The organism is Carnobacterium maltaromaticum DSM 20342, assembly GCF_000744945.1.
Classification (GTDB): Bacteria; Bacillota; Bacilli; order Lactobacillales; family Carnobacteriaceae; genus Carnobacterium; species Carnobacterium maltaromaticum.
This window is the reverse complement of the sequence record NZ_JQMX01000001.1, coordinates 2,876,572-2,903,124: the sequence shown is the minus strand read 5'-3', so window position 1 is coordinate 2,903,124 and position 26,553 is coordinate 2,876,572. Positions and strand designations below refer to the sequence as shown.

General features: G+C 33.2%; 23 protein-coding genes. 1 reads left to right on the top strand and 22 read right to left on the bottom strand.

Annotated features, from left to right (window positions below; translation table 11 throughout):
• Window positions 1-27: 27 nt before the first annotated feature.
• The 9 genes from BR77_RS13550 to BR77_RS13510 form a co-directional block, all read right to left on the bottom strand.
• Entirely contained in the window at window positions 28-1,047 is a 1,020-nt protein-coding gene (locus tag BR77_RS13550; protein WP_015077473.1) for a WxLIP family cell surface protein, read from the bottom strand.
• A gap of 74 nt (window positions 1,048-1,121) precedes the next feature.
• Window positions 1,122-1,823 (bottom strand): WxL domain-containing protein, encoded by a 702-nt coding sequence (locus BR77_RS13545; protein ID WP_015077474.1) that lies wholly within the window; start codon window positions 1,821-1,823, stop codon window positions 1,122-1,124.
• Window positions 1,820-2,173 carry a hypothetical protein gene (locus BR77_RS13540; protein ID WP_015077475.1) on the bottom strand — a complete coding sequence of 118 codons (354 nt, stop codon included), beginning with the start codon at window positions 2,171-2,173 and terminating at the stop codon, window positions 1,820-1,822. Before BR77_RS13540 ends, BR77_RS13545 begins: the two co-directional genes overlap by 4 nt.
• Window positions 2,174-2,626: 453 nt before the next feature.
• On the bottom strand, window positions 2,627-3,355 hold the full coding sequence (srtB, locus tag BR77_RS13535) for a class B sortase (RefSeq protein WP_016356625.1): 729 nt from the start codon (window positions 3,353-3,355) through the stop codon (window positions 2,627-2,629).
• Window positions 3,345-4,352: a FecCD family ABC transporter permease gene (locus BR77_RS13530; RefSeq protein WP_015077478.1), complete on the bottom strand. Its 1,008-nt coding sequence runs from the start codon at window positions 4,350-4,352 to the stop codon at window positions 3,345-3,347. The genes srtB and BR77_RS13530 overlap by 11 nt, the downstream gene beginning before the upstream one ends.
• The gene (gene isdE, locus BR77_RS13525) at window positions 4,342-5,244 is read right to left on the bottom strand and encodes a heme ABC transporter substrate-binding protein IsdE (protein WP_016356626.1); all 903 of its coding nucleotides are present in this window, start codon (window positions 5,242-5,244) and stop codon (window positions 4,342-4,344) included. Before isdE ends, BR77_RS13530 begins: the two co-directional genes overlap by 11 nt.
• A gap of 68 nt (window positions 5,245-5,312) precedes the next feature.
• The gene (locus BR77_RS13520; protein ID WP_015077481.1) at window positions 5,313-7,454 is read right to left on the bottom strand and encodes an NEAT domain-containing protein; all 2,142 of its coding nucleotides are present in this window, start codon (window positions 7,452-7,454) and stop codon (window positions 5,313-5,315) included.
• 254 nt (window positions 7,455-7,708) lie between these two features.
• Window positions 7,709-8,359, bottom strand: a complete 651-nt coding sequence (gene isdC / locus BR77_RS13515) for a heme uptake protein IsdC (protein ID WP_035065356.1) — start codon at window positions 8,357-8,359, stop codon at window positions 7,709-7,711.
• A gap of 903 nt (window positions 8,360-9,262) precedes the next feature.
• Window positions 9,263-13,180: an immunoglobulin-like domain-containing protein gene (locus BR77_RS13510; protein ID WP_016356627.1), complete on the bottom strand. Its 3,918-nt coding sequence runs from the start codon at window positions 13,178-13,180 to the stop codon at window positions 9,263-9,265.
• A gap of 172 nt (window positions 13,181-13,352) precedes the next feature.
• On the opposite strand from BR77_RS13510, the gene BR77_RS18780 reads away from it, so the two are divergent.
• Window positions 13,353-14,494 (top strand): IS3 family transposase gene (locus BR77_RS18780; protein ID WP_233463432.1). Its coding sequence is split into 2 segments (ribosomal slippage): window positions 13,353-13,599 and window positions 13,599-14,494, totalling 1,143 coding nucleotides; the frame shifts between segments, so codons are not numbered across the junction.
• Between the two features lie 105 nt (window positions 14,495-14,599).
• Here the strand turns inward: BR77_RS18780 and BR77_RS13495 are convergent.
• The 13 genes from BR77_RS13495 to BR77_RS13440 are packed head-to-tail and all read right to left on the bottom strand — an operon-like array spanning window position 14,600 to window position 26,221.
• Entirely contained in the window at window positions 14,600-15,553 is a 954-nt protein-coding gene (locus tag BR77_RS13495) for an NAD-dependent epimerase/dehydratase family protein (protein WP_015077486.1), read from the bottom strand.
• Window positions 15,554-15,572: 19 nt separating this feature from the next.
• Window positions 15,573-16,892 (bottom strand): nucleotide sugar dehydrogenase, encoded by a 1,320-nt coding sequence (locus BR77_RS13490; protein ID WP_015077487.1) that lies wholly within the window; start codon window positions 16,890-16,892, stop codon window positions 15,573-15,575.
• The gene (locus tag BR77_RS13485) at window positions 16,892-18,319 is read right to left on the bottom strand and encodes a lipopolysaccharide biosynthesis protein (RefSeq protein ID WP_016356628.1); all 1,428 of its coding nucleotides are present in this window, start codon (window positions 18,317-18,319) and stop codon (window positions 16,892-16,894) included. Before BR77_RS13485 ends, BR77_RS13490 begins: the two co-directional genes overlap by 1 nt.
• Window positions 18,309-19,472: a glycosyltransferase family 4 protein gene (locus BR77_RS13480; protein ID WP_035065353.1), complete on the bottom strand. Its 1,164-nt coding sequence runs from the start codon at window positions 19,470-19,472 to the stop codon at window positions 18,309-18,311. Before BR77_RS13480 ends, BR77_RS13485 begins: the two co-directional genes overlap by 11 nt.
• Before the next feature lies 1 nt (window position 19,473).
• Window positions 19,474-20,109 (bottom strand): sugar transferase, encoded by a 636-nt coding sequence (locus BR77_RS13475; RefSeq protein WP_010052794.1) that lies wholly within the window; start codon window positions 20,107-20,109, stop codon window positions 19,474-19,476.
• 20 nt (window positions 20,110-20,129) lie between these two features.
• Entirely contained in the window at window positions 20,130-20,876 is a 747-nt protein-coding gene (locus BR77_RS13470; RefSeq protein ID WP_016356630.1) for a glycosyltransferase family 2 protein, read from the bottom strand.
• Entirely contained in the window at window positions 20,863-21,753 is an 891-nt protein-coding gene (locus tag BR77_RS13465; RefSeq protein ID WP_015077494.1) for a hypothetical protein, read from the bottom strand. The genes BR77_RS13470 and BR77_RS13465 overlap by 14 nt, the downstream gene beginning before the upstream one ends.
• The gene (locus BR77_RS13460) at window positions 21,713-23,092 is read right to left on the bottom strand and encodes an O-antigen ligase family protein (protein ID WP_035065351.1); all 1,380 of its coding nucleotides are present in this window, start codon (window positions 23,090-23,092) and stop codon (window positions 21,713-21,715) included. The genes BR77_RS13465 and BR77_RS13460 overlap by 41 nt, the downstream gene beginning before the upstream one ends.
• 43 nt (window positions 23,093-23,135) lie before the next feature.
• Entirely contained in the window at window positions 23,136-23,873 is a 738-nt protein-coding gene (locus tag BR77_RS13455) for a CpsD/CapB family tyrosine-protein kinase (RefSeq protein WP_035065349.1), read from the bottom strand.
• 39 nt (window positions 23,874-23,912) lie between these two features.
• Window positions 23,913-24,563: a YveK family protein gene (locus BR77_RS13450; RefSeq protein ID WP_010052787.1), complete on the bottom strand. Its 651-nt coding sequence runs from the start codon at window positions 24,561-24,563 to the stop codon at window positions 23,913-23,915.
• Window positions 24,556-25,287: a glycosyltransferase gene (locus tag BR77_RS19330; RefSeq protein WP_016356633.1), complete on the bottom strand. Its 732-nt coding sequence runs from the start codon at window positions 25,285-25,287 to the stop codon at window positions 24,556-24,558. The genes BR77_RS13450 and BR77_RS19330 overlap by 8 nt, the downstream gene beginning before the upstream one ends.
• A 5-nt stretch (window positions 25,288-25,292) precedes the next feature.
• On the bottom strand, window positions 25,293-25,721 hold the full coding sequence (locus tag BR77_RS19325) for a hypothetical protein (protein WP_197537108.1): 429 nt from the start codon (window positions 25,719-25,721) through the stop codon (window positions 25,293-25,295).
• Window positions 25,718-26,221: a hypothetical protein gene (locus BR77_RS13440; protein ID WP_015077498.1), complete on the bottom strand. Its 504-nt coding sequence runs from the start codon at window positions 26,219-26,221 to the stop codon at window positions 25,718-25,720. Before BR77_RS13440 ends, BR77_RS19325 begins: the two co-directional genes overlap by 4 nt.
• Between the last annotated feature and the right edge of the window lie 332 nt (window positions 26,222-26,553).

Genomic DNA, 26,553 nt, shown 5'->3' with positions numbered 1-26,553 from the left:
GTTTAATTAGACCTAACTCTTACAAGTTTAATTTTTAGCTTTTGAGCGTTTTTTCCAAACAAGAATAAGAATCACTAACGAAATCGCTAATAAAATAATCACACCTAATGCAATATAAAAATACAAACGCATATTATTTGTTTCAAGATCAACTGCAGTTGAGTTTAGCTCTCGTGCTTGATCTGCTGTGATTTCAAACTCTTCACTCCATTCCCATACCTCATCTTGTATTTGTGCTTTTGTGCTCATTGTATATCGACCTGCTCGTAACGGCTGATTATTTGTTTCAACCCCGAAATTAAAATTTGAATTTGGCGCCATTCTTAAATCGTTAGCCTCTCGATGAAAAAGTGGATTTTCTTGATTCTCTCGATAAATTCTAGTATCTACGCTCAAACCATTAATAATTCTTGCTGATGTATTTTGAATATGCGCCGAAATCATATTTCGCCTATTTTCTTGAGTTACATTTACTCCTTTAAAATTTAAGTCGATTGGTTGTCTTTCGTCGTTTTGTGAAATTAAGACTCCAACAGAATAAGAAAAGCGGTTAGTAATTTGTTCTTTTTTTTCACCTATTTCTTCTGCTTCAAAAATTGTAATGCCTCCCAATATAACTCCATCTATCACCTCGTTGGGCATCGAAACATGAATTGAAATATTTTTTTTAGCACCAGCTTCTATAGATACTAATGGCTCAGTATTAGCAATTTCTCCAAAATTTATTTTTAAGCTAGAATCCCTTTCCTCATCTTCACCAGGTTCTCCATAATTAATCACACCGTTCATATTGGTAGTTGCTGCATTTAATTTTATTTCATATGTTTTAGTTGCTTCAGAATGATTCTCTATTTCGACTTGAAAAGTCATCTCTTCTTTTGGTAAAAGCTTAACATCAAAATAGGAAATATTCGCTGTTCGTTGATTTTCAGGTAAAATCGCTTTTACTGAAAAATCTGCACTATTAGCTGTTACTGTAAAGGGCTGAACTACTAAAGACAAGCTGATTGTTAAAATAGTTACTACTAGTAAAAACGAATTTTTCATACACTATATTTTCCTCTCTATTTTTAAAGGACATACTAGCAAGAATGCAAGTATGCCCCATTTTTCTATTTCTCTTAATTATCCTCTAATGGTGCACTAGATAAATTCCAAGTAATTGTTGTTTTGTAGTCTCCAACTGGTGTATTAGCTGGTACACTTAATTCTACTCCATCCATTTCTGGATTCGCAAAACCAATCGAGACGATTCCTGATGGATTTTCTTGACTTTCTGTACGTGCGAATACTTGCTCCGCATTGTTTAATCTTAATCCACTTGCAGATGGTGTTTGTATCTGATACTCAGCCGCAATTGTTGGATGCACATATGGAGTCATTGTAATAAAACTTCCTGGTATAAATGAATTCGTATCTTGCTTTACAGATAATTCCCATCCATCACGATTCGCATCGTTACGAAAATCTTGAATGGTTACCATATTATCAAATGTCTCATCATTTTCATTTCTATCTTGATCCGCATAAACTACAGTTGTTTCAGTAGAAGCTGGTAAAGTCGGGAACACAAGATTCGAAATATATCTAATAGATAATTCACCAATATGAGGATTCCCTGGACCTGGATCAACTGGTGGTTCTGGATTTTCTGGATCAATAGGTGGAATTGTAGGTCCCCCATCTTCTCCAATTTCAACACTGACATTGACATCACTAATTCCTGTTTTTGCATCTGGATAGTCTGCTGCATGAGCAACCGTTCCTAACGCTGTAATTCCCATTGCTGTTAAAATAGCTGCTGATACTAATTTGATTTTCATTGATTAATCTCTCCTAATATTTTTTTCTTTCCGAATTTAGATTGAAAGGCCTTAGCAAATAGGCAAATACAACTCCCTATTAAAATACTAAACCAAACTTGAGTTCTTCGTTCCCCAGTTTGTGGCAAATTAAACTTCGGTGAAGATTTTGTGTTTTCATTTATATTTTCTTGATTATCTGAAATTCCTCCATCTATTTCTGATTCTGAGGCTTCAACGATGCTAATGGTGACTTCTGTATTGGCATTTACAGAGTCTATATAATTTGCTGCGTCAGCATAATCACTTTGCATAGATGTGCTAAAAAGTAACAATACCAAAATAACTAGATATTGTTTTTGCTTATTCACTATAGCACTCTCCCTTCTGTAATTTTACTCTGACTTTACTTTGAACGAGTGAGCTTTTTGTTAACTACGCTACAAATGGAATGAAAAACGTGTTAACACAATTGATACTACAGGTTTCACAAAAAAAGTGCGAATCGATTTTTAAAGAATATTCATTTTTTTCTACAATTTATTGTTGATTTGCTATTTTTATCAGATAAATATCTATTCATTTTTGAATATAAACTTAAATCATCTACTCACATTAGTTTTTTATCATTTAAAAAAGTTTTATTCACATATAATTCTCATTTTAAAACTGCTTTTTTAGTATTTCTGTTTATTTTATATTTTCTCAGTAGTAATTTCTTCAATAGTTTACTTTATAAAAGCACCTTAATACCCAATCTATTTTAAATAGGTTAAGTATTAAGGTGCTTTATCTATCCAATAGTCTGAATAGCTCTATTAATTTCACTTTGATTTTTCTACCAATTTACCTTGTACAACAAAGCGCCCTTTCCCGTAATCCAATCCAGAATCACAAGTAGATAAAGTCAGAATTTGATTGTTTTCAGAAATTTCTACATTTGTTGTAATAGTCGACTTTAACTTAACTGAATCTAAATAAGTAGTAAATGAACCGGGTTCTTGAAAATTAGTCTCAATATAATAGAAATCTGTAGTTGTTTCATAGGCTGCAAAAACTTCTACCGTATAACTTTTCGTTTCAGTTTCATACTCAAAAGTTGGATGCTCTTTATAAAAATCTGGATTCAGATAATTATTTATACTCGCAAACATCGAGCCGTCCTTCATATTATGTCCATAGATAATTGTATTCTTTTCATCTTCTGATTGATTTCGATAATCTTTAAAGATACTCCCAGCACGTGCAACTTCCCTTTGATAATTGTGTTTCAAATAGTACTCATTATCTAAACTTTGTAAAATTGGGTAATCAACTTCTGTACCTTCAATCGAAATCCAACCAATCATGTCTGGATTTTTTTTTTGCAATTCAACAAATGCAGGACGAAGTTGGTTGGCATCATGCGGCTCATTCTTTCTCTGCTGATAAACTGTTTGAATGTCTGATAGAATCGTTTTATTATGACTATTTTCTACCCAATAATTGATGATTTGATAGCCCGAGAAGAGCAAAATAGCAAGCATTACTAAGTTAAATACTTTACGCATCATACTTTTCCCCTCCATTTTTACCAGCGATACTTGTACTCCGCCACATTAAAAATAATAAGAAGGGGCCACCTATAATCAACATAATAATCGCAGCAGGGATTTCCATTTGTGCCATTAAATTTCGTCCTAAAGTGTCTGCAAATAAGACTAATAAACCACCTAGTAAACTAGAATAAGGAATTAAAATTCGGTAATCATTCGTTTTTAGTAAACGTCTAGCTAAATGAGGAACTAGTAATCCCACAAAAGAAATCACACCGACAATCGCCGTTGTAACTGAAGCCAAAAGTACCGCTAGTAAGGCAATAAAAAAGCGTATTTTGAGCACTGGAACACCTAAACTATATAGTGTTGTATCTTCAAGAGCTAGTAAATTGCACCACTTTGCAATAAAAAAAGTAACAAGTAAACCAATAGCAACATAACTAACTAATAATTGAACATCTCCCCAAGTTTTCATGCCAAAATTAATCGCATTACCAGCTGTTTGGCTTGATATTTGCACCATCGAACTGGTTAGAATATCATTTAATCCAGTAAAAATAGCATTAACAGCTACCCCTACAACAATTAAGTGCAACGGTTTTAGTCCAACTTTAAAACTAAAACCAAATACTAAACAACAAGCTACCACGCCTCCTAAAAAGGCAAAAAATGGCGTCCAAAAATAGAATTGTGGAGCAATCGCTAAAATAAGTAATGTGAAAAATTTAGCCCCTGCTGAAATTCCAATAATACCTGCATCGGCTAATGGGTTTCGTAAAATAGCTTGCAACAATAAACCTGAAACGGATAAAGCTGCTCCCGCAAAAAAAGCTAAAATAATTCTTGGAAAACGTAAATCTTTAATAATCAGCACTTTTTCATTTTCACCAGTAATCAGCCCTTGAATTAATTCGCTTATTGATACGTGCAAACTTCCTGATAATAATGCCCAAATAAGCGTTCCAACTAAAGCTATGACTACAAATAAAAAACCATAAACTTTATTGTTCATAAAATAGCTCCACTAATTTTGTTAATGCTGTAGGAGCATTTAACGAACCTGTCATGCCAAATAAGTTTTCATCTAAATCATAGACTCGATTATTCTTAACTGCATTAAAGTGTTTCCAATTATTGTTGGTTTTAAATTCTTCATCAAACATTTCTACTACTTCTTTAGGCATACCGTGAGCCGCCCGCAAAATAATATCCGGGTTCGCTTGCTGCAAAAATTCAGTATTAGAAGCTAAGTATTCTTGTTCTTGCCCAGTAATAACGTTTTCGCCTCCTGCTAAGCGCACTAAATCGCCAATATAAGCCTTTTCCGTCACTACTAAGTAACTACCTGGAATACCCATTAAAATTAACACCTTTGGTTTCTTATCTTGCTTAACTTTTGTTTGAGCTTTACCAACTTTTTGATCAATAGATTGCGTTAATTGTTCTGCTTCTGATTGACGATTTAATTGCTCACCTAATGTTTTAATTTCTTTTTCCATAGAAGCGATACTACGGAAATCTAAAAAGTTCGTTTTTAATTTTGCAGCTGTTAATCCATCTTCCAAATCGGTTTGGAGTGTGCTTGTTGACAAGACTAAATCTGGTTTTAGTGTGCGCATAATTTCTAAATCTGGTCCCATTGGTGAACCAACTTCCACAACATCTTTGTATTGTTTTGGCAATTCTTTTGATGTTGTAGGAATACCAACTAAAGGATAATCCAATTTAGCCATAATTTCTGCACTTGCTACTGTTGTTGCAATCACTCGTTGTTCTTTTTTTTCTTGAGTTACTGTATCATCGACTCTTGCTGAATTTTCTTTTTCATTAGGATTTTTTTCATTCCCACATGCTGCTAATAAAAGAACTAGCAAAGTTAAGACTAGCATTAGTTGTTTTTTCATTGCCTACTCCTTTGATGACAGATTAGCAAAAGTGAGTCTTAGCAATTGCTAAGACTCATTTTTATTTATTATTTTTTTAGTTGATAGCGTCGCATAAAATAACCACTTGCTAGGATAAAAATAAAACTATAGATGGCTATATTAGCCGAGTCACTCGTTTGAACATTTTTAGTCTTAGTAACGGGTTTACTTTCTTGAGCGGATGCTACATTGGCACTTAAAAAGTTAGGTTTCGCTAATTTTTCTGGCGTACCTTCATTTGCTGGTTCAACTTCTCCATTTGTCGTAGGTGACGTTGGCAACTGGACAGGTGGTGTTTGACCCGTAATGTCTTTTAGTGATGTAGCATCTAAATTAATTGAGACAGTATATTCTTCATCATAATTAAGCCCTGGCATGTCTGTAATTGTCACTCTTGTTTGAGCTTTTGTTTTTGCAAAACCATTAGCAATTGGGTATTTGACAACGCGATAGTCTTTTCCAGTATCATTGCTAACTACAGCAGCATCTGACCAAAGTCCATTTTGTTCTGTTTTAAATGTCTTAATCCAATGACTACTCTTTAAAGTCAGATAAAGATAAGGTTGTCCTTTTTCAACTTTGATAATACCTGGTTTTAATGTGTATTGATCCATCATTGACTTTTCAGATTCATCATCCTTCATAACACTAAAGTTTACACTATATTGGTGATTATTTTCTAGATTCGTTGGATCAGCTGGTTTTACTGGGTTAATTGGTTTTTCTGGATCTGTTGGTTTCTCTGGGTCTACAGGAGTTACAGGTTTTTCTGGTTCTGGAGCACTTGGAAACTCATTACTCGGAATAGCTACTGCTTGAGTTGGGTCAAATAATAAACGGAAATTGGCTTGGCCATTATACAGTTTTCCACCACCCATATCCACTTGATATGCAACATGTGCATTTAAATCTGTTGTTAAATTTGGAACATCAAATGTGACAATACGACTATTTTGCGCTTCATCTTTTGATACTATCCCTGTTTCAACTAAGCTTCCTCCAACTTCTGTTTGGAAACTAGTTACTGTTTTAGAATCATTTAAATTCATTGCGATGGTTTTTTTACCATTTTCAACTTTCAACCAAACTGGATTATCAAAGTATTTTTGCATACTGCTAGCTTTTTCTTCCGTTGCATGTTTCGCAGTAAATGGTACTTTGTAGGTTCCATCTGCTAATTCCGTTGGTTCCGTTGGTTTTTCTGGCTCTGGAGCACTTGGAAACTCACTACTCGAAATCGCTACTGCTTGAGTTGGGTCAAATAATAAACGGAAATTCGCTTGACCGTTATACAGTTTCCCACCACCCATATCCACTTGATATGCGACATGTGCATTTAAATCTGTTGTTAAATTTGGAACATCAAATGTGACAATACGACTATTCTGCGCTTCATCTTTTGATACTATCCCTGTTTCAACTAAGCTTCCTCCAACTTCTGTTTGGAAACTAGTTACTGTTTTAGAATCATTTAAATTCATTGCGATGGTTTTTTTGCCATTTTCAACTTTCAACCAAACTGGATTATCAAAGTATTTTTGCATACTGCTAGCTTTTTCTTCCGTTGCATGTTTCGCAGTAAATGGTACTTTGTACGTTCCATCTGCTAATTCAGTTGGTACAACTGGTATAGAAGGTTCTTCAATAACTGGTTCAGAAACAACAACTAGAGAAGAAGAATCAATTGTTAAGTCAACTTGATACCAGTTATCATAATTAAAACCTGGTACTGTATCTACATTAATATGCATATATGAAAAAATAATTTTATCCAATGATTCCATTTTAATTCTGACTTTACGGGTATTGTCAGCTGGATTTTCAGAAATAACTTCAACATCTTGGTACGTTCCTTGATAATTTTCTGCCGGTACTGGAGTTGCCGGGCGTTCGCCTGACTTGCTAGTAGCAAAATTTTTCCACCAACCACTATTTTTTACAGTTACATATAAATACGGTTGATTATTTTCTACTTTAATCGTTCCAGTATGATCAAGATAAGCATTAGCAGCAGAACTTTCCTTTGTTGATCCACCCGTCTGATCTTTATAAAAATTCAACTGAACTTGATATTCACCACCATCTTTTAATAGTGGTTCCTCAGCGATAGCTGTGTATGAAGGTACTAAACTAAAAAATAATAACGTGATAACCAAACAACTATTTAATTTTTTAAACATTTTTTTCATTTATAGACCTCCTATATAAAAATTTTGTTGAGCCTAGTAATTCTGGCAGAAAAATAGGAAAATTTGATGTGACGGTTTTTGTCACCTCGAAATTTTGTCTTTTTTCCTAAGAGTTGGCTCATAAAAACTAGCCTGATAGACTAGTTAATTCTCTGTGTCCCTATCGATTTTAAAATAGGAAATACAAAAAAAGTTTTTTACTTTTGGTTGTATTTATCTGTTTTATCAAGAGAATTGCCAATAAAATTTGATTTTTATTTTACTTTAGCCGTTTTTCTAAACACGAATAAACTACCTAATGCACCTATAAATAAAAGGCTATATAAATAAATGGGCGTTTGATCACCAGATTTTGGGTTAGGTACTTTTTCAGTCGTACTTGCTCCTGCCACCTCCGGAGCTTTAACGTCACCTTGTGTTTCTGTTGTTTTTTCAACTGCAGATCCAGCAATTAAAGACGCTGATTGTAAATCAAAGCTTAAATTTATTTTATATTCATGATGATAGCTTAAATCTGAATTTTCAATATCTACTTTAATTTTTGCTGCAATCGGAGCACTCAAATCACCTGTTTGAAAACTAACTTTTCGGGTATCAAGTGAGTCGTCTGTGCTAATTATTTGTTCAGATTGTAGCCCATTGCCTGCATCAACCCATAAACCTGTAATCCATTTACTATGATTAAGCTGTAACTGAATGCTTGATTGCCCATTCGCCACAACTAACGTAGCAGGTTTATCAAAATAGTCGTTGGCCATAGAAGCTGAACCTCCATCTCCTTGAACAACTGTATAATTTATTGAATAAGTTCCATCGTCTAATGCCGCAAAAGCAACTTTTGGACTTATAAAAAATGAACCTATTAATGCAAAAACAGCTAACCAAGCTAAATTTACTTTATTCATTGTACTCCTCCTTTAATAGAATGCTCATAAGAGCTGATTCATCTATATTGAGAATCATTCTCAATAGATATCAAAAAAAATTCTCTACCTTTTTTCACTGCTTCAAAGCAGCAATTTCATTATATTGAGAATGATTCTCATTGTCAATTGTTTTCGAAATATTTACTGTTTCTTATTTTGCTAAAAGAGCCTGCGCTAGATTCCAAGTGGTTCTTATGTATTTGATAGTTATTCTTAAATACGAATATATTATCAACTGTACTATTTATTAAATAAGCACGAACAAAGAAAACTTCTTTTTTTGTATAAGTTTACCTTACTTTTCAGCTAGTTTAGTTTACAATTCACTACGGAGGTAATTTACATCAAAAAAGATTATGGTGATTTTATAGCTAATAAATTTTATGAGTTTCGTGTTTAAAAAAAATGTCTCAAAAAGTTCTAGCGGATAAAATCGGGGTTTCAAAACAAACTATTTTTGTCATAAAAAAAAGGGAACTATGTCCCATCCCTACTTTTAGCATTCAGAATTGCAGAATATTTTAATGTAGAAATTACAGATATCTTTATTTATAAGAAGGAGGAAAAATAATGTATTTTATCGAAATAATCGACAACCAGTTAGGAGAAATTAACAATTTCAATATTTTTATAGGGATCACATTACTTCTTATCATCACAAGCGTTGGGGTTGTCTATTTTATTGATAAGAAAATGGGAAGTGACGAGCGAAGTGAATCTATTTTAACAAAATTCTGATTTTCTGATTAATCATTCAGTCTATTAAAGACTTTTTTGTTAGTGATATTTCGAATAAAAAACAGGCTATCAAAAAGTTACAATACTTCAACTTTTTGATAGCCTGATATTTTCAAAAATAAATAAAATTTATTTTAGCTAGTATTAAAGTTTTTCTAGAACTGTCATTTTTGCCTTCATACCAACTATAGAATCTTTTATTCCAGCTATTTCGAATGTTTTACCCGCAGTTGTTAAACCTAAGTCACCGCTATAAATTGTATACTTGCCACCCAATACTGTAGTTGTACGCTTCTGAATACCGTCAACAAAAATCGCTACTCTTTCTGCTTCACCAGTAACTGTTCCACTAACAAATGTGTCTGTTGTATAATATGAATTAATTTGAGGCGGTGCTAATTGTGATTTTTGTTGTACCACCATCTTTGTTTTAGGACCAATTGTTAATCCTAATACCACTGCTATTTCGAAAACTTTACCCGCAGTCGTTAAACCTAAGTCACCGCTATAAATTGTATACTTACCATCCACTACTGTAGTTTTACGTTTTTCAACTCCATCTACAAAAATCGCTACTTTTTCTACATCGCCACTGATTGTTCCACTCGCAGTTGTGTCTGTTGTATAGTATGGGTTAATTTGTGGAGCAGCTAATTGGACTTTTTGTTTCACTGTCATTTCTGCTTTAGGTCCCACTGTTAAACCGCTAATTCCGGCTATTTGAAACTTTTTACCTGCCGTTGTTAATCCTAAATCACCTGTATAAATCACATACTTACCACCATTAACTGCGGCTGTTCGTTTTTGAACTCCATCTACAAAAATCGCTACTTTTTCTACCGAACCAGTAATCGTTCCACTCGCATTCACATCAGTTGTGTAGTAGTCATTAATTTTAGGAACTACTAATTGGACTTTTTGTTTCACAATCATTTTAGTTTTAGGTCCAATTGCTGAACCAGCAATCCCAGCTATTTCAAATGTTTTACCTGCGGTTGTTAATCCTAAATCACCTGTATAAATTACATACTTACCACCATTAACTGCTGCTGTTCGTTTTTGAACTCCATCTACAAAAATAGCTACTTTTTCTACCGAGCCAGTGATCGTTCCACTCGCATTCACATCAGTTGTGTAGTAGTCATTAATTTTAGGAACTACTAATTGTTCTTTTTGTTTCACAATCATTTTAGTTTTAGGCCCAATTGCTGAACCGTCAATCCCAGCTATTTCAAATGTTTTGCCTGCTGTTGTTAAACCTAAATCACCTGTATAAATTATATATTTACCGTTTTTAACTGCAGCTGTTCGTTTTTGAACCCCATCAATAAAAATAGCTACTTGTTTTGCTGCTCCTCCAATAGTACCTGATGCATTTACATTTGTTGTATAATACTCATTAATTGTTGGTGCAACAAGCTGCTGTTTACTTTTTACTGTCGCTTCTGTTTTTGGTCCGACCATGATTCCATCAATTCCAGCTACTTGAAATTTTTTCCCAAGAGTAGTCAATCCTAGATCGCCTGTATAAATTACATACTTGCCATTATTAACAGCTGCTGTACGTTTTTGTACCCCATCGATAAAAATCGCAACTTGTTTCGCTGAACCAGTAATTGTTCCTGATACATTTGCATCTGTTGTATAGTAATCATTAATTGTTGGTGCAATCAATTGATTCCTTGCTTCAACAATTTTTGTTGTTTTGGGCCCTTCAACACCATCAAATAAGCCAGCTATTTGAAAACTTTGACCTGCAACAGTTAAACCTAAATCACCTGTATAGATAGTAAAGCTTCCATTAGTAACTGCAGCTGTTCTTTTCTTTACCCCATTTACATAAATAGCTACTTGTTTTGCTGAACCTCCAATAGTTCCTTTTGCATTTATATCTGTTATATAGTAGTCATGAATAACTGGAGCCACTACTTTTTCTGATGCTTTCGTAACAATAGTTGAAACTTCTGATTCTTTACCATTTAAAGTGACTTTTGCTAGAACTGTTACACCTACCGCTTGTTTAGCAATTGTAAAACTATATTTCCCAGCACTATCAACTTTACCTGATGCTAGTATAGTTCCATTTGCAGACAATGTAATTGCTCCATTTGGCTCACCTGTTCCCGAAACAAAAGTTGTAGCATTATCAATCTTAGAAATAGTTGTTTTGGCTATCTCACCATTTTTTACGATTGTCGATGCTTCAGATGTTTGGTTATTTGCTTTCACGATTGTTGTTACCTTTACACCGGTACTTTGTTTAGGCATTTGGATTGTATATTTCCCATCACTTCCAACAGTTCCTGTCGCAATTACTTGTTGATTTGCTTTAACTTCAATCAAACCATTTGGTTCACCTAATCCACTTACAGTCGTTGAGGTTGTGTCTAGATCAGAAATAGTTGTTTGAACTATCTTCTTTTCCTCTACAATCAATTCTGTAACAGCTTGAGCTTCATTACCATTTGAATTTTTCACTGTATACTGAATCGTGTAATTACCAGGTTTCGATGTATCAATATTCTTTCCATCTTCAACTGTAAACACGATCTTATCAGTTAAGTCCCCATCAATTTTGTCAGTTGCTGTAATGCCATTTAAGGGACTAAATTCTGTCCCTACTTGAACAACTATTTTATTTTGTATGCCGGCAAAAGTTGGTTTGCCCGTTACTGCACCATTGGAAATCCGCTTATAGTCTCTTAATTGGCTAAACTCTTTTTCAACAACTGGATTGTTGCAATAGATTAACCTGTAACCATCTCTAAAGTTAGATATTTCAAAACGATCTTTAATATCCCAAGTGCTATTTGGCTTTCCATTTGTGGCAGAATCTTTGATTGACCATACATTTAATTCAGAATCCTTGATAGTAATATTTCCAATACTTCCTGCTCCAAAGATAGGTTGAGCGACACTCCCCCCCATATTTAGATGCTGTAAATGATCAAAAGTAAAATTATAATTACCTTTTGAAAAGACAGCAGCTTTGGCATCTTTAGAATTGCTATTCACATTAAATATAGAACCCTTTTTTGCATTAATATTTAAAGGGATAATTGCACCATTTGGGGGAACTGCTGAATTGAATATTATATACTTTCCACTCGCTGTAAAACTTGCATTCTCTCCGATATCAATATTTCTTGCCCATGAAACAGGAATATAAGCTGGATTAGTACTAGGAATTTCAGTACTTATATCAACAATAGCATTATCTTCTAGTATCAAATCACCGGATTCATTAGTATTAGGGAACTTAATACCTCCACCAACAACAGTTAAAGTCGCATTTTTTTTGACTAAAACATTCTTCATTACATTAACCTGCGAACGAATTTCATTTTTCCCTTCAAATATATAGTCATAACTATTAGTTACATAATTTGTTATATTAGTACCAGAAAATAAGATATTATTAAATATTATTTCCTGATTTTTTTTAGTAACGCCACTAGAAATCGTACCAGCGCCAGCTTTAGTTCCGTTTATACGCCCATTCTCAAAGCGGACACTTTCTGCTCTCACATAAAGATATTGCGATCCTACATTTAAGAGGTTATCATTCAAATCAATAGTAATATTTTTATCAATATATATAACTTTAGTCACCGATATAGATTTCAATAATTTTATTTTTGATACATTGCCAAGCAAGGCATCTGTTAATTCTGTCTCTGTTGAAACTTCTTCAATCCTTTCATTCGCTAACACACTAGGAGTATTCGCTCGTGTATTTGAAGTTTCCTCACTGGTTGCCTTACTTTCCGCTTCTGGAGCCACTTGACTTTCTTCTTTTGTTGCAGTTTCTGCTTCCTTTTCAGGTATTTCAGACTCTACTTCTTCTGTAGAAATAACTGGTATTCCCTCTGTCAAAGCAGGTGCCTGTTCTCCTTCAAGTTCAGCAGAAACAGAACTATCAACTGTTTCTTCTGTTTCAACTGCATAAGCAATACTAGGTATGCTTGAACTTGCTAACATCAAAGTTAACGTACTAACTACCATCACTTTTTTTAAGCTTTTGGCATTCATTTTTAACTGTGCTAGTTCTTTATTTTTCATTATTTAATTTCCTCCGAATTTATTAATCTTTTTTATAGTTTGTTGTTTTTCTGATTCCTTATACTAATTTCCACACTACTTATCATGCCCTGGATATATACTAATAAAGTAGACAGTATTTTTAATGGTATACTGTTTATAAGTAGACACTAAAACGAAAGGAATGATTCAAATGTCCAATTACAAAAAATATGATGAAGAATTTAAGAAAAGCCTTGTTAATCTTTACCATGGAGGTAAAACACAAACTTCGTTGTGTAAAGACTATGGCGTTTCCTTTACAGCGTTATCCCGCTGGGTAAAACAATATTCTGAAGTTCAAATTGAAGATGGTTCTATCCTTACTGCTAAACAGATTAAAGACTTACAGAAGAAAAATGCTTTATTAGAAGAGGAAAACCTCATCTTAAAAAAAGCGATTGCCATCTTCACGCCACACTCAAACAACGATTAGATGCGGTTCATTTATTACGTTTTGATCATTCTATTGTGCGCCTTTGTAGAGTCTTAAACGTAAATAGAAGTACCTATTATAAACACTTTGACCCAACTCCTGCTCCTAGAACTGTTGAAAATCAACAGCTTCGACAAACCATTTTTTCTATCTATATGGATTCTAAAAAACGATTAGGTGCTGCGAAAATAAAAGTTGTTCTTGAGCGTGATTTTGGAATTTTCATTAGTGTTGGGCGAGTGTACCGATTAATGAAATCAATGGATTTGCCAAAAATGTCTACAGCTAAGCCGAAATTTTTATATGCGAAACCAAAGGTTTCTTTAGCTTACTCAAATCACTTAAACCAACAATTCAATCCGACTGAACCGAATCGAGTTTGGACGAGCGATATTTCTTACATTCCTGTTAATAAAGGGTTTGTTTATCTCTGTGTCATTTTAGATTTATTTTCCAGGAAAATTATAGGATGGCGCGTTCGTCCAACTATGGAAGCTTCTTTAGTCCTTGAGACACTTGAAACAGCTGTGAATCAAAGAAATCCCAAAGAGCCTGTTCTATTCCATACAGATCGTGGAAGCCAATACTGTGCGACTAGTGTTCGTCAATTTTTAGACACACATAACCTCGTTCCATCTTATTCCAAAGCAGCTTACCCATGGGATAATGCCGTAAACGAGTCTTTTTTTAAATATATGAAAAAAGAAGAACTGAACCGCAGAACATTTAGAACAATCCAAGAAGTTGAACAATCTTCATTTGAATATATAGAGGGTTTTTACAATTCAAAACGCCCCCATTCAGCAAACAATATGATGACCCCGAATGAAAAAGAAAAAATCTATTTTGGGTCTATCTAAATTGTATCTATTTTTGTGTCTACTTTATTGACATCTGTCCACCCTTAGATGTTCTAAGTGTTCCCTCCTATGCCTCCCTTTTTTCCATATCTACTTTCCCTCTCCTCACCTCCTCTCAATCGTTCTCTTCCAATAACAAACAATTCCCTTATCAATTGAATAGAGCGGTTGATACCCTAGTTCTTTTATTTTAGTAATATTAGCTAGAGAATTCATGATATCTCCTTTTCGAGCTAATTTAGTCTGGATACACAATTTTTTTTGACTTAGTGATTGAGAAAGAACTAGTAGTTGATTTAAAGAGGTCTTTGCTCCAGTTCCAATGTTATACACCTCACCAATCGCTTTTTCTTTTTCTGACACAAGTAATAGCGCCTGAATTACATCCTGCACATAGACAAAATCTCGGGTTTGCTCTCCATCTCCATATTTATTAAATTCAAAATATTCTGAATTTTCATTCGTTTTCAATCCTTGATTAAGAAGTGATAATACCCCTGAATAAGGAGAATTAGGATTTTGGTTCTCGCCATATACATTAAAGAAACGCACTGCTGTTGTTTTCACACCATAAAGTCGGTGATACATTAAGGTAAATTGTTCCGATGCATACTTGTCCAAGGCATAAGGACTTAGTGGTTGAACAGTATCTCCTTCTGTTTGAACAGCATGCGGGCTATCTCCATAAACTGACGCAGAAGAGGCAAAAACAAAACGCTTAAGCAATTGTTTTTGTTTTTTGACTTGTTCCAATAAAAGCAAGGTTGCATCTTGATTAATAAGATGGGTGGACCACGGAAATTCAATCGACTCTGCGACATTAGCCACCGCTGCTAAATGAAAGACATAATCAAATGTAAATTCCTTAAATAGTTGATTTAATAGCTTTTTATTTCCAATATCTTCTTTGATAAAGACGACATTTTCTGAAGGAAGTATATTTTCTCTGTGTCCCATTGAAAGATTGTCGACTACGACAACTTTTGCATAGGTACCATAATGATTCACCAAGTGTGAACCGATAAATCCGGCCCCTCCGGTAATTAAAATTGTCTCCATTTTCTTTGCTCCTATTCTTTTATTTCGATTTATCCCCAAGCCGAATAGTTTTTTCCGGGTACTGATTGTTCAAACTATTTTTAGTATCTAATATAAGCTGGCTTTTATTTGCAATTTTATTTCTATCAAAGCAATCATGATTGACTAAGAGAATAACCAAGTCATAGGTTTCCATTAATGTGTAGTCTAACTCGATTGACTCTTGTTTATAACCATGTTTATCTATAAAATATGTTGTTAATGGATCACAAAATTCTACCATGCTTCCCGCTTTTTGAAGATCATCAAAAATTTGTAAGCTAGGTGATTCACGTAAATCATTACTATTTTCTTTATAGGCCATTCCCATAAGCAGGATCTTTGAACCTTTTAAGACTTTGTTATGCTGCAGTAGAGCTTCTTTTGCTTTTGATGCCACATGTTTAGGCATTTCTCGATTAATTTCTTGAGCCAATTCAATCAAACGACTGGAATGATTGGATTTCTTCGCTTTCCAATTCAAATACATTGGATCTAATGGAATACAATGTCCACCAATCCCTGGACCTGGTAAAAACTTCATATAGCCAAAAGGCTTAGTCTCAGATGCTTGAATCGTTTCCCAAATATCAATTCCCATTTGTTCACACAAAATCGCCATTTCATTGATAAAAGCAATATTGATACTTCTAAAGGTATTTTCTAGTAATTTGCTCATTTCAGCTACTTCTGTGGAAGTTACTGGAACAACTTGTTCTACAATGCTTTGATACAATAAAGTACTGATTTCTAAAGAATTTTCTGTTGTCCCTCCGACAACTTTAGGAGTATTTTTAATTTTAAATTTTTTATTTCCTGGGTCCACTCTTTCAGGAGAATAGGCAACCATAAAATCTTGATCTGCTAAGTAGCCTTGTTGAATCAACGGTTCATGAATTAATTCTTTGGAGGTTCCAGGATAAGTAGTACTCTCTAGAATAACTAACGTTTGACTTTCCCATTCTGAATGAATCGTATCGAGTGCCTCTTGAATGTAAGAAATATCAGGTTCATAAGAATCTGTCAATGGGGTTGGTACACAAATAATGAAGCAATCAAGCCCTTTTAAAGACTCTTTTTGATTAGATACTTGAAAATGTCCAGTAGAGAAAGCCATTTGTACCGTCTCTGAAGAAATATCCAGAATATCTGATTTCCCTTGTTTTAAAAGTGCTATTTTCACTTCACTTTTATCAAATCCTGTCACATAAAAACCTGCTTCTGCGAATGATAGGGCTAAGGGCAACCCAACATAACCTAATCCGATTACACCAATCGTGGCGGTTCTATTATTTATTTTCGTTATAAATTGATCTCTCACTAGATTTCACGCTTCTTTCTTTTGATTAACTGAATTAGAGGGTCTTTACTGAGAATGAAACAAATACTGTAACTAATTACCCCAACACCTACTTGAGTCACTAGGTAAAGGCTAGTACGCTCTATTTCTATAGATCTGGATGCTCCCCACATACAGCCTCCCATTATTAAACTAAATACTACATATTTGATTAAATACTTGCCTACAAACATAAATGAAACAACTTTTCTTACTTGATATAGTTCAATTAATAACGTCACCGCAGTTCCCACGAACAAAGCTAGTGCTGGTGCTTGCGCTTTAAAATTCAACTGTAAAAAGAGAAAACAACAACTACTTGTCATGACTGCTCCAACAATTACAGCCAATGCATACTCTTTATTTTTATTGCTTACTACTAAATATTGGATTCCGATAACGTCTGAAAGCCCTTTGAACACAAAAGAAAATGAAATAATCACCAAAGGATTCATTACTTCTGAAAATTCTTCTCCCAAAAACCAAGAAACAAATTGAGGTGCCATCACTAAAACCCCAATAGTCATAGGCAATGCTAGACCACTGATAAAACGAAGTGAAAAATTTAAATATTTTTTTAAACGTTCTGTATCTCCCGTTGTATAATATTTAGACATCTTCGGCATTAAAACAGAAGTTAAGGCCGAGATAAAACTAATCGCAATTACATACAATTTATAGGCTTGATTAAAGACACCAACTTCAACAGCACCGTTAAAATTTTCCAATAAAAGTTTATTTATGGATAAAGTCAGAGTCAACATACTCGGAACAACAAATAATAATACAATTGGGGAGATGTGTTGACCTATGGTTCTTACAACAAAAGTAAATCCACCCACCTCACTTAAAGCAATACTCCCTGTTAAAAATTGTCCTAAAAAAAGAGTAAGTCCGTTAATCAAAATGTATTTCCATAAATCATTACTTGTTTGTATAAAAAGAAAAATAGCTCCTATATTGCAGACTCTCACTGCGATATTTCGCCACATAATCGCAGAAATTTTTTCTTTCCCGACAAAATACCAGGAAGTGTCCAATCCCGTACTGATTAATGTAAAAAGATAAAGAACAAGTAGAAATTGATGCTGATTAAAATAAAAAATAAAGAGTCCGTATAAAGATGTTGTTGCTCCAGTCATTATAATCTGAAAACTAAAAAGTTCAGAAAACAGCTGGTTCATATTTCGTTCATCTGTTTCAGCTATTTTTTTGCTAGCATACATCGGTAGTCCCAGTAAAATCAACAATGAAAAAAGTTGAATAAAAGAATAGAGATATGCTTCTAATCCAATGCCTTTCGGACCAAGAATTCTTGAAATATAGGGGGTCGTTACAAGTGGTGTTAGAATGGTCACGAATTGATAGACTAAAATCGAGCCATAATTCCGAAGCAATTTATGACTCATTCGCACTTACTTCCAAGGCAGCATCATAAATTTGCTCCACTTTTTTTGCTAGATGTCCCCAATTCAATTCATGTTCTATCTTAGAATTCGCCCTTATCCCCATCTCTCTTGCCTCAGCTGGATGACAGACTAAATAATTAACAGCTTCGTAAATAGCACTACTAGATTGATCTGGTATTAGCAAACCGGTTTTTTTATGCTCCAAAATATCAGTATTTCCTCCAACAGCACACGCAACAACTGGATTTCCACATGCCATTGCTTCTAGTATTCCAATACTACAACCTTCCATTAGTGAAGGTTGAACATAAATATCCGCTAAATCCAAATACTGTTTAATTTGATGATGCGCTTGTCTCCCAATAAATTTCACTTTTTCTAAGTTTATTTTTTGTTCTTCTAGCCAGTTCTTCAATTGTTGTTCCTGACTCCCATCTCCAACTAAACAAATAAACAGATTCGGATGTTCTTCTAACAATCTTGGAATCACCTGGATAAAATAAGTCATGCCTTTCACCGGCTCCATACGATTGGTGGTGACTATCACTTTATCCCCTTCTTCAATTCCTAATTCTTTTCTCAATAAGCTGAGATGTGATATCGCTTTTTGATATTCTTCAAAATTAACTCCATTAGGAATGAAAACACAGCGTTCTGAACCAAACAATTCTGCAGACATTTTTTCTACTTCGAAACTAGGACAAATAATTTTATCTGGTTGACCAATCATTTTAGTGATTTTTTTGAATTTTTTTTGCTTATACAACGTTCTAAACCATGAAAGATGGTTGGTATAGACTTCAACGCCTGTTGTTTTTACATACTGCATCATTTTTGCGTCTTTATTTAGCGTTTGCCAATGAATAATATCAATCTTTTTTTCTGCTTGTAAATCATTTATAAAGGTACTCATTCGTCTTCGATAAGTGAAATCACCAATTTTTTTTATTTTAGGAATCGGAATCCGAAAAATTTTCACTTGCTCATCCCATTCAATTTCCACTTTGTTGCTCGTTGAAAAATAGCATGTAAGTATTGTAATCTGATGGCCTCTTTTAGCCAGAGCTTGACTCAATTCATGAGTATAAACGGCTACTCCACCAATATTAGGAAAATAATCATAGGAAACGAATAGAATTTCTTTCTTCTTCATTTTAGATTGCTCCTTTAGTCGTCAAAATAGTCCTAATTGTTTTCCACAGTATTTCCAATTCAAGTTTAATGGATTGATTTTTAACATAATACAGGTCATATTTCATTTTATCGCCATTTTTCAAATCGCTGCGACCATTTACTTGAGCCAAACCTGTAATACCAGCTTTTTTTTCTAAACGCATTTTCTGCTCTTTATTATATCCACAAGTAATCTCAGGTATTTCTGGTCTAGGGCCAACAATACTCATGTCCCCTTTTAATACATTGAAGAATTGCGGAAGTTCATCAATGCTTGTTTTTCGAATAAAGGCACCAATTTTTGTAATATGTTCTTTTTCATCGTTCTCTGACTTAAATATGAAATCAGAGGGTACTCCGTAAATGGGGTTAAACATGTACGTTTTTTCTGGAATTTCTTCTTTCATTGAACGAAACTTAAAAATTTTAAATCTAACTCCATTTAGTCCCGTTCGTTCTTGAATAAATAAAATAGAGCCACGATCCTCTTTCCAAATCAAAAGAGACACAACAAGCATTATAGGAAACAAGATTAAAATACAGATACAACTAAACACAATATCAAATCCTCTTTTTAGGCAATTAAATATAATTTGTTGCCGCTTATTTTTATCCATCAAACTACTTCCCCCTTCCGTTATATCCTTTTTTTTATGGCATTAACTACATAATGACAAAAATAATAACTTGTTTGAACAAGTGATAATTGTTGCGTTTTCCGATACATACGCCATGTTCTGATAAGCATTTTCCATTTATTTTTTGAAAATGAATTCTCTTTTATTCGGTAGTAAACCAGTGCTTGCTGAGTACCTTCCGCTTCATATCCTTTTCTTAACAAGTTTAGCCACGTAGCAGTGTCTTCTCCACCTTGAATCAGGGGCATGAGAAAAGGGCCTGTTTTTTTTCGATCCACTACCACCGTTGAACAACCTATGATAGTGTTTTTAAGTAGTTTTTTATAAGTCAGACTTACAGGAACTTGAACATGTTTTTTCACACCCGTTGATTTAACCATATAATATTCACTGAAAGATAATGCCGTTTGCTTTTTTTCAAAACAACTTAGTTGAATCGCTAGTTTTTCTTGTTTCCAAATATCATCGCAATCAATAAAGGCCACATATCGACCTGTGCTTTTTTCCAACCCTAAATTTCGCGCATATGCAGGTCCTGTATTTTTATTAAGTCGGGTAAAATATACATTGTCTAATTTTAAAAAATTTTCAATATAATGAATATACTCTATAGTAGATCCATCATCGATTAAATGAAGTTCAATATTTGAAACAGACTGTTCTAACACACTTTTAATTGAATCTACAATCGTACAGTCTGGATTAAATATTGGCATAATGACACTAACTCTTTCACTCAGAAACATACAATTTCTCCTTTTCACGTAAATAATTGATTAATCTACTTGTTCGGAAATTTTGCCCTACTTCATTGATATGATAAACTGAATTAAAGATGTGATTCAATGGAACAAAATAGTCCTCTGGTTTACCTATAACTTGATAGTTTTCAGTTAAGTAACTAGTTAATCGCTCTAGATAATGTGAGTTTCGATAAGATTCAAAACCTAATGTAGATGGATAAGTAATATACAACTCAATCCCATGAGACAAACAATAAGATTTGAACTCCTCAAGCTGACGAATGGAATTTGTGACATTAAAATTTTCTGGAAAATAAAGAGCCTTCTCTTTTTCTTTAGCCAATTGTGAACCCGTCACATCCAAATAACAGCCACTTTCACCAATAACAAATTCACGTTGTACATAACTAAAGTTATACTTCAGATTTGCGATAGCATAATATATGAACGCAGGTACAGAAAAACGAGTCAACTTCTTTTTATCAAACATCCGATAATACTCAAAAGAAAAGATATGATAAGGTGGATTATAGTACAAAGAATAGGCTAAACATGCAATAATTTTATCCCCAGGCTTGGCTAATTTCTTACCATAATCTACTAAATAACCCAAACCTAAACCAACATTCGTACCCAAATTAACTGTTGGAATCGTTAATTCTTGATTCATTTTTTCTGTATTAAAACTATACAAAACATCGCTACCACCTATAATGAATCTTTTTGTGCCTTTTTGATTATCACTAAATGTTTGTTTTATCTGTTCTAATTCTTTAATTCTAAGAATTCCTTTGGACGGATAGAAAAAGAAATACAGGCAAGCAATCACTAAGAAAACACTACCTAAGCTCACGATTATCCCTATTAAAATTTTGATCATCTTCTTTACTCTCCTCTTCTACGAATGATATTGCCAATGCCATTCCTAAGCCTAGCCATAAAAAACGCTGTTCTACTATTGTACTTAAAGCTACAGAACTGATTAAAAAGATACCCCACATTAGAAACGGACTATATTCAAGAATAGTTTTATTTGTTTTTTTGATTAGTAACATAAAGAACTTGTAGCCTAACATACCTATGACTAGTACTAAAAAAATTGTAAATAAACCTATTTCTCCTAATGACTCTAAGAAAAAATTATGAGCTGAATTAAAGTTTAAGCTTGAACTTTCATAACCTTGACGAAATGTTGCAATTTCAATTGGTATTCCTCCTGTACCTACTCCTAAAAAATGACGTTTTTTTACAATAGTCCAAATCGTATTATACAAATTTAAACGGTCCGTATTAGACGCACCTTTTTGTGTAAAGCTGACTTGAATCGTATGAAATGTAGTAGTTAAAAATGTCAAAGAGAAAAGTTCTTTTATTAATAAACTAAGAAATCCGAAAAAAAGAATAAGAAAGGTAATTTGTTTGAAATAAACCCAATAAATAACAAGGCTAACGATTATTATTGACACAATACCTAGTCGAGAGTAAGTCATAATTACTAGATAGATGCTTGAAAACCAAATCAAAATCCCACTAAAGCGCATAAATTTATGAGTCGCTACAGAATAAAACCGATAAAAGACAAGCGGTAAAAACATTGCCAAAAATAGAGCGTAATCATTAGTATTGAATAAAAATCCAGTTGGTTGAAACTGACTAGTAGTTGTTTCATAAACAAGAGAACCTGATAACTTCAGATGCCATCCCATCAATACCTCAAAAAAACCAATAGCTAGTGAAACAATATAAATTGTCGAAATAATATCTAAAATTGCATCTACAGCTTTTCTTGTTTGAATGAAATAAGAAGGCACATAAAGTAAACAACTCGCTTCAAATATATAATAGATATGTCGCAATGCAGGAATTTTATGTTGTGCCCAAAATAACGTGATAAAGCAGCCTATATTCCAAATTAATAAGAGTAACCCTATGTAGCCTTGAAATTTCAGTCCTTTATTTAACGGCATTAGGGAATCTTTATACAAAACCAATATAAATAATTGTGCAAGCAATAAAATTCTAAAAAGAAAAATACTTTCATATCCTGGAAAGCTTAAGTAGGCTCCTAAAAAGGCAGAAACCGTAAAAAAAACAAAACTAATCTTTAATACAAATTGTTCTGAACCATACGTCATTGAAAGAAGCAAAAGGCTTCCAATTATTAGAATCCCGACATATAAGGGATATAATACAAATAAACTAGCGCTGATAATCATCATGAAAAAAGCAATAACAATAAAACACCTCGTTTGAAAAAAATAATTAATAGTACGTATAGTCTCTCAACTCTTTTCTGCTGTACTTCTTTTTATTCAAGATAACTCCAAGAATTGTGTTATTTGCTAACTCAAGTATATTCACAACTTCTTTTAATTTCGTAACTTTAGTTTTACCAGCAGACGTCACAATGATCATGCCATCGCATATACGTCCAATCAACCTCGGATAATTCAATATTAAAGCTGGAGGCGTATCAACAATCACAATATCAAAAATCTTATTAGCTTTTTTAATTAGTTTCTCCATTTTATTTGTTTGATAGAGCTCGTTAATATTAGGATGCATTGGACCAGATGGTAAGACAAATAAATTTGTATATATTGTCGATTTAATATATTTTTCAAATTGTTCATCTGAAGCTAGATAGTTAGATAGTCCACGTTTTTTAGCAACTAAGAGCTGTCTAGACAATCTTGGATTATACATATCAGAATCAATCAATAAGACACTTTTTCCTCCTTCCGCAAATGTTCGAGCAAGACGAAGAGCGCAAAAACTTTTCCCATCGCCTTTTTCTGCGGAAGTAAGCCCAATCACATTAATATTTTCTTTATGAATAGAGTTTGTGAAGGTGAGTGTTGTTTGAATCGTTCTAAATTGTTCATTCAAAAACTCTTTATTTCTTATTTTTGCATTTTCTTTATTTTTTTTTGATTTTTTTTTTCGTTTTTTAAGGTTGTTTTCTTTCACATGTTTATTTTTTTTTATTTTACTACTCATACAGAACTGGCTCCTTGCATATGCGTGAACTCAACGACTTTATTTTTTTATCAATGTAACATCACCCAAATAGATTAATCCTAACTCTTTTATTTGTTCCTCATTGGATATAACTAAGTTAGATATACTTAAAAAGAATAAAAATGCCAAAGCACTACATCCTCCTGTAATCATTGCTAAAATTAACTGGAATAGAATAGATGGTTGGTTGGCAGTATTCGCTTTTTCTAAGATAGTGACATCGGCTCCTTTAAAAAGGTTGGAAAAATCTTTTGCAACTAAATCAGCTATAGTGTTCACAACAAGAACCGCCGATTTTTTATTTTCCCCTCTTGCTTTTAATGTGACAATTAAAGAGTTCTCATCAATTGAAACAGATAATTTTTCATGAATTACTTGTTGATTCAATTGCATAGCGGCTTGATTCATAATTCTTTGACTTTGAGTAATAGATGAAAAAGTACCTAGTAATTGGATACTTGAGCGTAGCTCATCTAATCTTTGCTCATTATTTTCATTTTGGATGGAAACCAATAATTGAGTCTTAGCTTCATAATTTTCTGGTATCACATATACTGTCAATAAATAGACGATACTTGTTACTAAACAAGGGACAAGTAAGATAATAAAGTAATATTTTTTGCATACCCTAAAAAAATCATGGAAAATTCTTGTTTTTATTTTACTCACCTATCCTAACCTTCTCAAGAAATCTGTAAAATACAGCTAATTTTTCCTCTTCACTTTTCCAGCTGAATTGAGTTTCAAATGCTTCACGACCGTTAGTACCTAACTTCTGAGCTAATACTTTGTCATGTTCTAAATGCTCAATTAATTGGGCTATCTCGTTACTATCTAGCGGATTAGCAAATAAACCGCAATTGTTTTCGATTAACAAAGACTTCCAATCAGGAAAATCAGATGCAATAATAGGCAGTCCAGCTGCCATATATTCAAAGAGTTTTGTTGCCAAGGAATTTTTATAATTTGGAATTGGTTTTAACAAACATAATCCGACATCGGCTGAAAAATAATGATTCCATATATCTTCATATGGAATTCTTCCGTACCAAAAGATATAGCCTTCCAAACCATATTCGATTATTTTTCGATTGACTTTATCTTTTAAGGACTGCGCTATCGGTCCAATAAGCTTCAATTGAAATTGAAATCTTCCTCTTTCCATTACTATTTTTGCTACCTCAATCATTCCCATAATATTACGATCTTCTGTTATATCTCCTACATAAATCAGTGTAAATACTTCTTCCTTTTGCATTTTATTTTGCTCAATTGGCAAAGGATAATTTAAAATGTCCTTTGTTAATCCCTTATACTCAGTAAAATACTGTTTATAGGATGTTTCTGCAAAAATAACCCCATCACAATAGCGCATCAATTTTTTTTCTAACACGCAAACTAATTTAGATATGGGTCTACGGACTGGGGCTGGCAACCAATCTTTCGTACTAATTTGAGCCGCAAAATATTCATGCATATCATAAATGATAACAGCATTAGGTTTTTTTTTCTAATCAAGGGCGCCAAACAAAGCAGCTCTGCATCATGAAAATGATAATATTTAGCACGCGATCTGAGTGCTTTTTTCATTAAAAAAAACCATTTAAAAGGCCTCGACCATTTTTTTCCTTTTTTCATCAAATGAAACTGAATACCTTCAATAAATGGAGCTTCTTCTTGATTGCCAATTGCATAAAATTCTATACTTTTTCCACTTTTTATTAAGCTAAAAGCTTCCTTTTTTAATATTCTTGTATCCATCCAATTATGAACTGAACTAAACATAAAAACGTTATTTTTATCCAAAGGTGCTTTTACTTTCTTCATTTTATAGTAAAAGACCATTCTAATTTTTCCATATTTGGCCAATTAGGATTAACTGGTTGGTATCGAATAATGCCTTTAGAAATATTCGCTGGAATCAAATACGCACCTGTTCCTTTTGCAGATCCTTTTGATTTAATTACTTCACCAAAATTATCTTTCTCACCATACATTTGATATGTTTTCCCATCACTAAATATCTGGAAATCCCCCGCTCCAACTCCTACTTCTTCTAAATAATTTTCATTATCAATTTCAAATGATAACACAACCAAATCTTGATCATCAGCTATACCACTATCAGTTGCGTACTCTCCTTTGACGAGGTTTATCTTTATATGATTCGTTACTTTTTCTTTACCTAAATCATCTATAAGTACTTTTTTTTCTTTCGTTAACGTTGGCTCAGATTTTTCCTTACTTCCTTTAGTTGAACACCCAGTTGTTGCTGTAATGATTAAAGATAATGTAAAAAGTACGAATAAAGCTTTCTTTAAATTCATATTCTATTCACTCCTATATATTCTTCATAATTATTGTTTTCCATACATAACGCATTTCTTTTAATCAAGTAGTTACACTATTTACTCTACACATATAAACATCCTCTCCTAGTTATTAAAATTACTAATTCAGAAGTTCTTAAATAAATCTCTAAACTCAAATAATTTTCTACTTAACATATCATAACGTATCATATCTCATTCGCTACATATCTTATATACCAAAAAATGATGATTAAATAATCATTTTTCGGGATATTAATGTCTATATTTGAAAAATTTTTTTAACACTTCATAATTTATTGTTATTTATGATTCGTTTTTAGATTACC